The organism is Thermoleptolyngbya sp. M55_K2018_002, assembly GCF_015295965.1.
Lineage (GTDB): Bacteria > Cyanobacteriota > Cyanobacteriia > Elainellales > Elainellaceae > Thermoleptolyngbya > Thermoleptolyngbya sichuanensis.
In genome coordinates this window covers 1-11709 of the sequence record NZ_DVEA01000102.1, presented here as the reverse complement: position 1 = coordinate 11709, position 11709 = coordinate 1, and the positions used below count along the sequence as shown (strand labels likewise).

The following is an 11709-nucleotide window of genomic DNA, read 5'->3' as shown; positions in this document are numbered from 1 at the left end:
CCCATCGAAGCAGCATTCCTCCCAATGAGATTGGCGGGGCGATCGCCCCTCAGTCTTCTCCACCTCCGTCGTCTGCCGCAGGGATTGCTGCTGAGTCGGAGGAGCTATCGGACAGCCTGTACATTCCGCAGCCGCAGAAGCCTGAGTCGGCCCGCCGCGTCCGCAGTCTGAAACGCCAGCAGCAGGCCCGGGCGATCGCCGAAGGTCGCCTGACGCAAATTGGCGAAGAACTGCTGGGACTGGCGGATGATCTGCGATCGCTCAATCCAGACCTGTCGGACTCGCTCGACGATGCCTGGAGCAACGTGGAACAGGCGCTGGAGATGCTGCTGGACGAGGCGGCGTGGTAGGAGAGGGAAACGCGGCGGCAGGCTGGCATGAGTGGGAGGCTGGAAGGATTAGGAGCGCTGGCTTCCGCGCCCCATCACGCTCGCCTGCTCTTGCGGCTGCAATACCCAACCAGTGCGGCAAATAGCCCCATGCCAGCGACATACTTGAGCAGGTCGGGCACAGCGGGGTTGGGAGAAAAGAAGCCTTCGATAATGCCCGCGATGACCAACAGCGGAACCACGCCGTACATCAACTGGGCGGCCTGGGTGCCGTAGCGCTTGAGCGCATCGACGCGGCGCATCGGCCCCGGAAAGAGGAGGGCACGAGCCAGCAGCAGCCCTGCGCCCCCTGCTAGAAAAATGGCGGGCAGTTCTAGCGCTCCGTGGGGAAAGACAAAGGCCCAAAAGGGGAAGGCAAGATTGTTTTGCCCCACCAGCGCAGCGATCGCCCCGATATTGATCCCGTTTAGCAGCAGAATGTAGACCGTCGCCAATCCTGCCGTGATGCCGCCCGCCGCCGCCGCAAAGGAGACCTTCAGATTGTTCACCATGATATTGCTGGCGGCGTAGGGTTCCACGCCGACGATCGACCCCATCCAAAGCTCCTGGCGATCGCGCACCTGGCGAATAATGGAGCTAGGCACCATCAGTTCGATAAAGCTTGGATCGCGCCAGGAGTACCACCAGGCGACCAGGGCCGCCAGCACAAACACGGCCGTTGCCAGCACGATGTATCCCGCGCACTGCTGCACCACCGCCGGAAACCCCGATTGGTAAAACTGGCGCACCGCCTCCCACTCCTGCCGCCGCAGCCCTTGATAGACCTGGGCATAGCCGCGTGTGGTCAAGGATTGCAGTTCTTGGGTCAGGCGGGGGCTGATCTGCTGGGCGCGGGCCAGATCGCCCGACACGGCTCGATAAAGGCTGGCAAGCTGATGAATTTCCGCCGCCGTCAGCGACTTTAGCCCGCGCCGTTCCGCCTGTTGCAGCAGACGGTCGAGGTCGTTCCAGCTTGATTCTCGGCGGGCAGTCCAGCGGCGAATGTCCATGTTGGGGTCAGCGAGGGGAGGGAGCCGGAGCGGGCAAAACGTCCGTTGGAGAACGCATCTTAGATTTCAGGAAATTGCAAAAGGGTGAAACTCTGCCGATGCGTAGACTACGATAGCATCAGTCCTTTGCGCTCTGGTGGGCTGCTTGCCAGCCTCGTTCGATTTTATGACCCTCAGCCCTAGCTCCGGCCCAAACTCTCCTGACCTAACCCAGCCGCTTACCGTCGGCAACGCGGTAAACGTTGGCTTTCGGCTGTATGGAGCCAAGCTCAAGCCCTATTTGTGGTTGGCCACCCGATCTACGCTATGGGTTTTGCTGCCCATTATGTTGGCGATCGCCCTGGGTCTGTTTTATGCCACGACGCAGCGCTACTTCGCCACCCTGGGGCTGGTGATTCCGGCGTGGGTGGTGCTGATGGTGTTTTGCTCAGCCCGATCCTACTCGCTATCGGCGGCGATCGCCCGTCTGGGCTTTGGCGATCTGACCCAACAGCCGGAGAGCATCGAATCGGCCTGTCGCTATACCCGCGCCCGCCAGTGGCAGTTTTTGTGGGTCTATGTGCTGCTGTTTTTGCTGGGAGCCGCAGTATCGCTGCTGTTTTACATCGTGGCAGCCGTAGTGGTCGTCGTTATGCTTGTGTTTGTCGGCGGCACAGACTTTTTGCTCAATCCCCAGTCGGCAGCGCTGGTGAACCCGGGACTGATTCTCCTGGCGTTTCTGGTCTTTTTGGGAATCGTCGGACTGCTGATTTGGATGCTGACCTGGTTTAGCATCCGATTCTCGGTGCCCGATCTGCCGCTGGCAGTGGAGCCAGGACTGAAGGCAACCCAGTCGCTAGGGCGCAGTTGGGAATTGACCCATAAAAACGTCGGGCGAATTTTCCTGATTTTGCTGGTGACGTGGATCGCCACAATCCCGCTGCAATTTGTGATTCAGATTGTGCTAGGCATTGCCCAAGAAGCGATCGTCCGCATCTATCCCGAAAATTCTCCCCTCTATGGCCTGCTCACGTTTGGCAGTAGCTTCCTGATTAGCCTGCTGCTGGGCATTTTTACCCTACCGCTCTGGCAGTCGATCAAAGCCACCATTTACTACGATTTGCGCCGTCGCCGAGAGGGGCTGGGGCTGCAACTGAGCAATCCCGAACTCGACAATGGGGACTTTGGCTCTACCGATGTTCAGGACTCCGCCCCCCCTCGATGAGGCTCTATGCGCTTTTTTAACCGGGTCAATCTGCATACGCCCGAAAGCGTGGAGCTAGAGTTTTCGCTGGCGGGCATCGGCAACCGGGCGCTGGCGCTGCTGATTGACTATCACATTGTGGCGTTGTCGCTGCTGGGTTTCTCGATCCTCTGGATTTTTTTGTCAACTCAGTTGATGAGCTATTTGCTCCAGCGGGAGGGCGACTTTAGCGCGGTGCCGCCTTGGCTGCTGGCGGTGTTCATCCTGGGCACGTTTGCCATCTATGCGGGCTATTTCATCGGCTTTGAGGTCTATCGCCAGGGACAAACGCCGGGCAAGCGCTTCGCTAAAATTCGCGTCATCCGCGACGACGGCCGCCCCATTGGACTGACGCAAGCGGCGCTGCGATCGCTCTTGCGCCCTATCGACGACTTTTTCTTCATCGGGGCGCTGTTCATCCTGTTTAGCAAACGAGAAAAGCGCATCGGCGATTGGGTCGCTGGAACCATCGTGGTGCAGGAAACAGGTCGCCGCGCCAAGCCCAGCCTGGCCCTTTCCGACCGCACTCAGCAGCTTGTTGCCCATTTGCCCACGCTGGCCAACCTGCGGAACCTGCACCCCGACGACCTCGCGGTCATTCGTGAATACCTCGACCGCCGCAAGGACCTGACCCGCAAAGCCCGCCACGACCTCAGCCTGACGCTTGCCCGCCAAGTGCGATCGCGCATTCAGCTAGAAGCCATTCCCGACGGGTTGACCTCGGATGAGTTTCTGGAAGCGGTGTACTTGGCGGTCGTTCAGGCATAGACCCTACGCCTCGATCACCACGCGCAAATTCCCCCGTTTTTTCACGACGCGGCAGCCCGTTGTATTGCCGACGCGCTCAAACGCCAGGTCGAGTAGGGTGCTGCCTACGCGCAGGTTTTGCAGCGACAGGTGGTGGATCGAGTCGGGCAGCACCGGGTCGAGAATTCGCAGGTGGTTGGCGGGGGCATTGGGCACGGGGTTGATCATCAGTTGCACCAGATGAAACATCGTGCCCGTGGCCCAGGCTTGGGGTGAACAGGCGACGGGATATTGCACCGGGGCTGTGCCGGGGGTGCGCTCGTAGCCACAGAACAGTTCTGGCGGGCGACAGTAGGGCTGTTGCAGCGTCATGTCCAGCAGTCCTTGGGCAATTTCTAGTGCGGCATCGGTAAATCCGAGCGATCGCAGTCCCAGGGCAATCAGTCCGTTGTCGTGGGGCCAGACCGAGCCGATATGATAGCCCATCGGGTTGTAGGCAGGCGACAGGCTGCTGAGGGTGCGGATGCCCCAGCCGCTAAACAGGTCGGGCGCTTGCAGCCGTTCCGCTACGCTGCGGGCTTTTTCTGGGTCAAAGATCCCCAACCCCAGGCAGTGGCCAGGATTAGACGTAATGCTGTCCACGGGCTTGCCATCCCCATCCAGCGCCAGCGCACAAAAATCCAGGTCGTCTACCCAAAAGTCTCGGTTGAACCGGATTTTGAGATCCTGCGCTTCGGCCTGCCAGCGATCCGCTAGGTCAAACCGTTTGTAGAGCCGAGCAATGTCGCTGAGGCGGAGCTTTGCGGCATACACATAGGCCTGCACTTCGCACAGGGCGATCGCTCCCTGCGCCATTTGGCCATGCCGATCGACGATGCAGGTGTCGGAGTCTTTCCAGCCTTGGTTGGGTAGGCCTTTGCGCGATCGCCGATTGTAGCTGAGATAGCCCGTTTCGCGGCAGGACTGGTCGATCCACTCCATTGCGGCCAGGGCATTGGGCCAGAGACGATCCAGCGTGTCGCGGTCGTGCGTCCAGGCATAATAGTCGGCATAGAGCAGCAGCCATAGCGGGGTCGCGTCTACTGTGCCGTAGTAGGGCGTGTGGGGAATCTCCTGGCAGCGGGCTAGTTCCCCAAAGCGCAGCTCGTGGAGAATTTTGCCGGGGGCTTCGTCGCGCCAGCCATCGTCGGCTTTGCCCTGATAATGCGCCAAGACGGTCAGGGTTTCGCGGGCGATCGCCGGGTCGAGGATCAGCGTTTGCATCGCCGCAATGATGGAATCACGCCCAAACAGCGTAGAAAACCAGGGTACGCCCGCCGACAGCGCCTTGCCCTGCTCAAAGGTCTGCCGCAGCAGGTAGATGTCTTGCTCCGCCCGCTCCAAAATCTGGTTGATGTCTTTGTTGTCGGTGCGGATGCGCGTCGTGGCGGCGTGCCATTCGGTTTCCTCCAGTTGCTCGGCGGCCTTTGCCTGCACCAGCGTCGTCGGCGGGCTGACTGTAGACACCAAGCGCCCATTCATCCGCATTTCTAGTCGATAGCCCACCTTCATGGTCTGGTGAGAGGCTAGGTCTACATACCAGAGGGCGGTGTAGCCCTTAAGGAAACTGGGGCGCTGATGCAAAAACTGGATGTGCGATTCCGTCAACACGCCGTCGCGCCCCTGATAGGCCAGCGTTAGTTCCGTCGGGTCAGGGACAGAGTTATGGGCAAAGCGGGGCTGTCCGTTGCTGTCGGCATCGCCAAACCCGGTCGGCGGCATCACCCGGCGCAGCAGTTGCCCGCGATCGCCCCGCTGAAAGCCGCGAATTTCAAACAAATCCAGAAAATCGGCATCAAAGCTGAGGCTCATTTCAAAACGCACAGGCATCGTGCTGTAGTTAGTCAGCGTCAATTCTTCAAACAGACCGCCATTCAGCACGATTTCACGCTCAATGCCGAGGGTGTCGGCGGGCAGGGTGTCGTCGATCAGCGGGTTGGTGCAGAGGGCAGAAAAGGCGAATCCCTTGGTGGCATTGCTGCTCAGCAATACAGGCGATCGCCCCTCGATTTGCAGTTCCAGACGGCTGAGAAACCGTGTATCTCGGCAAAATAGGCCTAGGCTGGCGACGGTGCTATCGTCCAGCCGTCCCGAAATGTTGCCCAGCGTATCGATAATCAGAAACAGGTCATCGTCTTTGAGTGTGAGCGTCGGCTGGGGGCGATCGCTCGTCACACAGGTCCACTCCGCCACAGGTGCTTGATTTGCGGGCACAAAGGTACGTCCATCAAGTTCAATCAGGTCGGGCATAGTCTCTGGAGAAATCAGGGTTTAAGGGCGATGGATCAAGGTTAGGAAACCGGTCTGAAAGACAGAACCTTCGGGGTTAGATTTCCCTAAATTCCCCTGAATTCGGAGGAACTAAGGTCATCTCAGGCATAGTCGTCACGGGGGCATCCCAGTTATGCAAACTCGTCCTCATCCCCCAACCCCTTCTCCCAAAACGGGAGAAGGGAGGCTGGATTCAAAGTCCCTCTCCCAGAGCGGGAGAGGGATTTAGGGTGAGGGTTACAAAAGTGGGATGCACTCGTCGTCACACGCTTTCAGGAGTCACTTTTAGTCGTAGCCAGTAGCGATTCAATGCACTTGCAAATACTTTGAGAAAATCATCTCAAATCCGATTTGAAGCGCTTTTAACCCAGATTGGAACTGGGCAAAAGCGTTGTGTGATGATGGCAGATGTTACGAATTTGAGAGTGTGTTTTGCTCTCAAGTCCATCACCATTTGTGATCACCGTTCGTGATCGGCAAATGGGCAAGCTTAACAAATAAGTAAGGTCTGACCGAAACGGTTCAAACTTAGCAGTGCAATCTGAAAAGTTTCACCCGATGCTGCGCTAGATCTGGTACGAAGATACTTCGGCAAGTCCTACTGAAGGGACGCTTGCCAAACCTTCACCGTTCAGACCCTACCAAGTCAGACCCTACCAAGCTAGACAATACCAAGCTAGACAATACCAAGCTAGACAATACCAAGTAGCGATAGGCACTCGTTTTAGTGTGCCATGACTTTTTTAAAGTTAAGCTAAATCCTCAATAAAAGATTTTGAAGCGATGAGTTGTAGCAATATTTCAACTTAATTTAATAGCAGTTTCAAGACTTTTCAATTACGTCTGTTTGGCAGGCTTGAATCCTGTGAATGCTGCTCAGATTTTATAAAAAATTCAGATTATCAAAAATGCAGCAGCACGACTCAGGCTGAGGAGAAGCTTTGGGCAGATAACAATTTCGCCGTATTCGCAGCAGCTAGTCCCCGCGAAAAACTCAAAAGGAGCGCAGGCACACCTACACTCCTTTTGATTCCTTTGATCCCGTAGATGGGTCAGCCAGCCCAGCGCAGAAGGCAGCCAGTGCTGTTGCGCGTCCTATCTACGTTCTGGCATTTCAACCAGTATGCTAAGACACGTTCACTAGCGGCTGCTCCAGCGGCTCGGCGGGCAGTGAACTGAGGGCGGCTGCGGTGGTTGGAGCCATCGGAACCGACAGCAGATCGCCCGTGAGCGATTGTGCCAGCAGCCTGCGATAGAGGTCGCTGAGGCGAGCGGCCACTGCGCTCCAGCTAAAGTTTTGCTGGACTCGCAGAGAGGCCTGACGACGCAGACGGTGGGCCCATAGGTCGTCGCTGAGAATGCGGGCGATCGCCCCCGCAAAGCCGTCTACATCCTGTGGAGCCACCAGCAGCCCCGTTTCCTCCGGCACGACAGCAAACTTCAGCCCGCCAACATCCGACGCGACCACGGGCGTACCGCAGGCCATCGCCTCCAGCGCCACCAGCCCAAAGGGTTCAAACTGGCTGGGCACTACGCACACATCTGCGGCGGTGTAATACAGCGGCAGGCGATCGTGTCCGACCTGACCGACAAACTCCGTGACGGCGTTTAGCCCCAGTTCGGCTACAAGTGACTGGATGCGATCGCGCTCGTCCAGGCTCTCGGCATCGTCGGCCGCGCCCACCAGCAGCAGCCGCAGCGGTTCTCCTGCTAGGGTATCCATTTGCTTGATTTGGGCACAGGCTCGCACCAGTGTCTCAATTCCCTTGCGCGGGTCAAACCGTCCTACATGCAGCACCACGTTTTCCGAGGGCGACAGACCCAACTGGGCGCGGGCATCGCTGCGCGACATCTGGTGGAACACGTCCAAGTCAGTGCCACCGGGAATCACCTGCACGTTGCCGGGAGTGGCCACCAATTCCCGCAGGGTTTCTTGCTCTTGGGGGCTGGTTGCTACGACGCAGTTCGCGCCGACGAGCGTATGCCGCTCTACGGCCATGCGGTGGTCGGCAACCAGCGGCTTTTGCGCCATGCCTGCGTATTTAACCGCCGCTAGGGAGTGGTAAGTATGAACCAGTTGAATATTGCTCTCTTGCTTTAGTTGCAGCCCCACCCAGCCCGCGAGCCAGTAGTGGGTATGCACCAGCGGATAGTGAAATCCGTCCTTGGTCTGAAACTTGCGAAAAGCTTCGACAAAGGCGGGCATATGCTCCAACAGGTGATCGCGCGGGATAAACTCCTGCGGGCCAGCGACCAGACGAATCGTGCGGTGGTGGGGCGAATGCTGCACGATGGCTGGATCGTCGGGATTCGTCTTGCGGGTAAACACATCCACCTGCCAGCCAAGCTTGGCCAGCGCCTCGCTGATTTGATTCACGTATACCCGGCTGCCGCTGGCTTCTTCGCGCTGAAATTCCAGCGCCGGATCATTGTGAACCAGGATGAGGGCGATCGCCTGCCGCTGGGGCCCAGCAGAAAACGTTGCCCTGGGATGACGCGATTGGGATACGGGAGGGGTCTGGGACATTGCTAACCTCGTAGACTTGGATATCGTACCGGACACCGCAGCCGAGCCAACCCTCTAGCTGGGACAAGATCTTCCTGTCCGGTTGGACTGACCTCGCCAGTGAACCATCGGCGAACCGCTAACAATTCTGCTAACAATCCTGAAATAAGCCGTGATGTTCGTTAGGGTTCCTTTACACTGCCATATTGTGCCGTGTGGAGCGATTAAACGCTGTATCGAGCGTGCCGCTTTTTAAATTTTTCTCCAGGGGCATTGTATAGAGCAGAGGTACGCCAACGGTGTGCTAGGTCACGACATGAGCGATGTCTCGGAAGGGGTGAACGAAAAAATCAGGAACACGCGAGGGACGAACCGCCTAGAGTCGGCGTATCACCTTGCAATACATCTGCAAGGCAAAATGTCTGTAGCGCGAAGGGAAACACGTCAAAGCGTTATCAGTTAAAGCGCCATCACAGTTAAAGCGCCATCATCAGGGGAACTCAGACTACTTCAAGCGCGGGAATTGCGTTCCCGGACTAAAGTGCAAAGAAAGCACGACGCTTTACAAAACTGACTCTGCAATTTACAAAACCAGAACCCGATGCAGGCGGCTGGTACCTTGTGCTGACTCTGGGCTGACTCTGGGCTAATTATGGGCTGATTATGGGCTGAACTCAAGCTGGGGCCTGACTTGACCAGGGTCAACCTTATCTTGCGACTTAGAAGCCAACTCTGCGGCAACCCGGATAGACTGCCATCCCTGCGGCACTACAGATGCGCTGTAGGCAGCGCTACAGATATTAAGAGTTGCAACTTCAAAGCATCGCACGTTTGAAGGGTTGAGGCTTCGATCCTAGGGAAGAGTTCGCTCCTCAACCCTTGCGATAACCCCTGCTATTGGTCAAGGGTTACCCGGCCAGCTTTGGCTGCGGCAGGCTGAAAATTGCCGGACTGGTCAACGTGCGATCGCCCACCAGTTGGCGATAGACCTGCTCATAGCCATCGGTCATGCGCTGCACACTGAAGTTCGCCTGGACATGATCTCGACAGGCCCGACGATCGATCTGCGGAACCTGGGCGATCGCCGCCACACACTCCTCCACCGAATGGCAGAGAAAGCCCGTCTTGCCGTGAGCAATCACTTCGGACGTGGACCCCAGTTCCATCGCCACGACGGGCGTACCCGCCGCCATTGACTCCACCATCACCAGCCCAAAGGGCTCGCGCCAGGTGATGGGGAACAGCGTGGCGATCGCCCCGCCCATCAGCGCATTTTTCTGCTGATGATTGGCCTCGCCAAGATACTGGATCTGTTCGCCATCGATGTGGGGCTTAATCTGCTGCTCATAGTATTCCCGATCCACCACGTCGATCTTGCCTGCCATCTTCAGCGGATAGCCCGTTCTCTTGGCAATTTCGATGGCGTGATGGGTTCCCTTTTCGGGCGACAGCCGCCCCAAAAATGCCAGATAGGGGGGATCGCTCGGCACGGGATGAAACTTGTGGCTGTCTACATCAATCCCGTTATATACGGTGGCAACGTAGTTTAGCCCCAAGCGCGGCTCCCGCTGCGTGTTGGAAATGCTCACGTAGGGCTGCCGTCGGGCATAGGTGAACATCTTTTCATTGTCTGGCGTAAAAATGCCGTGCAGCGTGTGGATGGTTGGCGTTTTGACCAAATTTACATAGGGCAGCGCAGCACAGCCCACATGGGAATGAATCACATCGAATTCGTCAGCCCGTTCGTAAACCTGAGCCAGTTCCAGCATTTCGTAAATGCCGTATTCTTTCACCGTGTTGTCGAGGCGCAGCGCACGAGGATGAACCGATTCCAGATTCGCCAGCGTAATCGAATCTCCTGAAGCAAATAAGGTCACTTCATGCCCCCGCCGGACTAATTCATCCGTGAGCAAGCTCACCACCAGCTCTGTTCCACCATAGGTGGTAGGAGGCACTCGTTCCCAGAGCGGAGCAATTTGTGCAATACGCATGATTTGTCTCTCCTTTCACGAACATGGCTAGCCGTTTGATCGGGCTATTCGGTCTAGGAAATTCGCAGGAATTTAGCAAGAATTCTCAGGAATTTGTGTCTGCAATGCGCGATGGAAGCAAGCGAGTCGGCAGCATCGGCCGCCAGCGTGATACCAGTTAAAAAACCGTTTTCCGCGAAAGTTGATAGAGGCAAGTAGAGGCAGGGGACCCTGAATCTTGAGCTTCAGCGAAATCAACAATTCTGCTCTTTATCGGACTTCCACAACTGCGGATGGTTTTCTTTTAACGGTCAACATAATGTCTCGTCTTGTGTCGCAACTTTATCAGATGTATACGGCAGATCTACGCCCCCTAAGGAGGATTAAGAAGTTCCTGGGGGCGTAGAACAGAATTTAAGAAATATTCATGTTTGAGGCAAGGCGGATATCTCTACTGCGGCAAATACGGATATCCGAATCGGGCGATCGCCCTCCATTTTGTTCTAATAGAAACCAAATCTCTGAAAGTTGCTTGCAAAGAGGCTTTTGGGCGATCGCACTGGACTGAAACCGGCTGACTTGGCGCATTCTGACGGTGATCATGACAAATACGAATGAGGCGATTAATCGTGTCATTTGCTACCGTTTTGCGCTGTTCCATTCTTCGATATTTTTCTCTTTTCGCCCTGCGTTATGGCGCTTTTCGTCGTTTGCTCTTGGGGGTTTGAACTTCTATGGGTTGCGTCGTCTCAAGGCAAAGCTCAGCCAGCCCTAGATAGCGGATACCCGCAGGCGAAATCTCGAATCGACAGGGCAGCACTTCTAACCCCTGGGCGATCGCCCCCCGCAGCAGTTGCCCATAGACCGGATCAGCGCGATCGCCCGGCGAAAACCGGGTACAGTCGCCTCGATTAATGAAATACAGCATTACTGGTCGCGCCTGGGGCAACAGCGCCGTCAACTCTCGCAGGTGCTTTTGCCCCCGTTCTGTCACGGTGTCGGGAAACAGCGCCAAGTCGCCCAGCGCCCAGGTGGTGTTTTTGACCTCGATGTAAACGGGTCGCCCATCAGCGGCCCCCGTCAATAAAAAATCGACCCGGCTTTTCTGATCCTGTCCGTAGGGCACTTCGCCCCGAATCTGCTGATAGCTGCCCAGTTGTGGAAACAGCCGTGCTTCCAGCGCCGAGCGGACGATGCGGTTGGGCAGCGCCGTATTCACCCCCACCCACGTTGGCCCGTTGTCGTTTACCTCGATCAGTTCCCAGGTATAGGCGAGCGATCGCTTCGGGTTATTGCTAGGCGACACCATCACGCGACTGCCAGGGCAATTGACCCCCGTCATCGGCCCAGTATTGGGGCAGTGCGCTGTAACGATCTCGCCGCTCTCTAGCTCAATGTCTGCGAAAAATCGCTTGTAGCGCCTGACCAACACGCCAGACAGAAGAGGCGGATAGGGATAAATCCAGTCCGTTTGCACACTACCCGCCTTTAGCGATTTGCAGTTCCATTCAAAATGAGAAATCGGGATGACAGGATTTGAACCTGCGGCATCCTGCTCCCAAAGCAGGCGCGCTAC

9 protein-coding genes are annotated in these 11709 nt (G+C 56.9%); 4 read left to right on the top strand and 5 right to left on the bottom strand.

Annotated elements, in window-relative coordinates:
• Positions 1-350 (top strand): hypothetical protein (locus tag IGS51_RS05230; protein ID WP_297076793.1); only part of this gene is annotated, 350 nt, incomplete at its 5' end.
• A 74-nt stretch (positions 351-424) separates the two neighbouring features.
• Here IGS51_RS05230 and IGS51_RS05225 read toward each other — a convergent pair.
• Positions 425-1378, bottom strand: coding sequence for a stage II sporulation protein M (locus tag IGS51_RS05225; protein ID WP_297076791.1), 954 nt, complete (start codon positions 1376-1378; stop codon positions 425-427).
• A 166-nt stretch (positions 1379-1544) separates the two neighbouring features.
• Here IGS51_RS05225 and IGS51_RS05220 point away from each other — a divergent pair, with 166 nt between their 5' ends.
• Entirely contained in the window at positions 1545-2582 is a 1038-nt protein-coding gene (locus IGS51_RS05220; RefSeq protein ID WP_297076790.1) for a hypothetical protein, read from the top strand.
• A gap of 6 nt (positions 2583-2588) precedes the next feature.
• Positions 2589-3368 (top strand): RDD family protein, encoded by a 780-nt coding sequence (locus IGS51_RS05215; RefSeq protein ID WP_297076788.1) that lies wholly within the window; start codon positions 2589-2591, stop codon positions 3366-3368.
• A 3-nt stretch (positions 3369-3371) separates the two neighbouring features.
• Here IGS51_RS05215 and IGS51_RS05210 read toward each other — a convergent pair whose 3' ends face one another.
• The 3 genes from IGS51_RS05210 to IGS51_RS05200 all read right to left on the bottom strand — a co-directional run bounded on the left by IGS51_RS05210 (position 3372) and on the right by IGS51_RS05200 (position 10154).
• Positions 3372-5636, bottom strand: coding sequence for an amylo-alpha-1,6-glucosidase (locus IGS51_RS05210; protein WP_297076786.1), 2265 nt, complete (start codon positions 5634-5636; stop codon positions 3372-3374).
• Between the two features lie 1147 nt (positions 5637-6783).
• On the bottom strand, positions 6784-8184 hold the full coding sequence (locus IGS51_RS05205; RefSeq protein ID WP_297076784.1) for a glycosyltransferase: 1401 nt from the start codon (positions 8182-8184) through the stop codon (positions 6784-6786).
• 887 nt (positions 8185-9071) lie between these two features.
• Complete coding sequence (locus IGS51_RS05200) at positions 9072-10154, bottom strand: glycosyltransferase family 4 protein (RefSeq protein ID WP_297076781.1); 1083 nt, start codon at positions 10152-10154, stop codon at positions 9072-9074.
• Positions 10155-10177: 23 nt separating this feature from the next.
• Here IGS51_RS05200 and IGS51_RS05195 point away from each other — a divergent pair, with 23 nt between their 5' ends.
• Positions 10178-10315 (top strand): hypothetical protein, encoded by a 138-nt coding sequence (locus IGS51_RS05195; protein ID WP_297076779.1) that lies wholly within the window; start codon positions 10178-10180, stop codon positions 10313-10315.
• Between the two features lie 509 nt (positions 10316-10824).
• Here IGS51_RS05195 and sfsA read toward each other — a convergent pair.
• Positions 10825-11610, bottom strand: coding sequence for a DNA/RNA nuclease SfsA (gene sfsA, locus IGS51_RS05190; protein ID WP_297076795.1), 786 nt, complete (start codon positions 11608-11610; stop codon positions 10825-10827).
• Positions 11611-11709: the final 99 nt, after the last annotated feature.

Coding starts and splice junctions, on each gene's coding strand:
- IGS51_RS05215 (WP_297076788.1), top strand. CDS start 2,589: ATGCGCTTTTTTAACCGGGTCAATCTGCATACGCCCGAAAGCGTGGAG.
- IGS51_RS05195 (WP_297076779.1), top strand. CDS start 10,178: ATGGCTAGCCGTTTGATCGGGCTATTCGGTCTAGGAAATTCGCAGGAA.
- IGS51_RS05225 (WP_297076791.1), bottom strand. CDS start 1,378: ATGGACATTCGCCGCTGGACTGCCCGCCGAGAATCAAGCTGGAACGAC.
- IGS51_RS05210 (WP_297076786.1), bottom strand. CDS start 5,636: ATGCCCGACCTGATTGAACTTGATGGACGTACCTTTGTGCCCGCAAAT.
- IGS51_RS05205 (WP_297076784.1), bottom strand. CDS start 8,184: ATGTCCCAGACCCCTCCCGTATCCCAATCGCGTCATCCCAGGGCAACG.
- IGS51_RS05200 (WP_297076781.1), bottom strand. CDS start 10,154: ATGCGTATTGCACAAATTGCTCCGCTCTGGGAACGAGTGCCTCCTACC.
- IGS51_RS05220 (WP_297076790.1), top strand. CDS start 1,545: ATGACCCTCAGCCCTAGCTCCGGCCCAAACTCTCCTGACCTAACCCAG.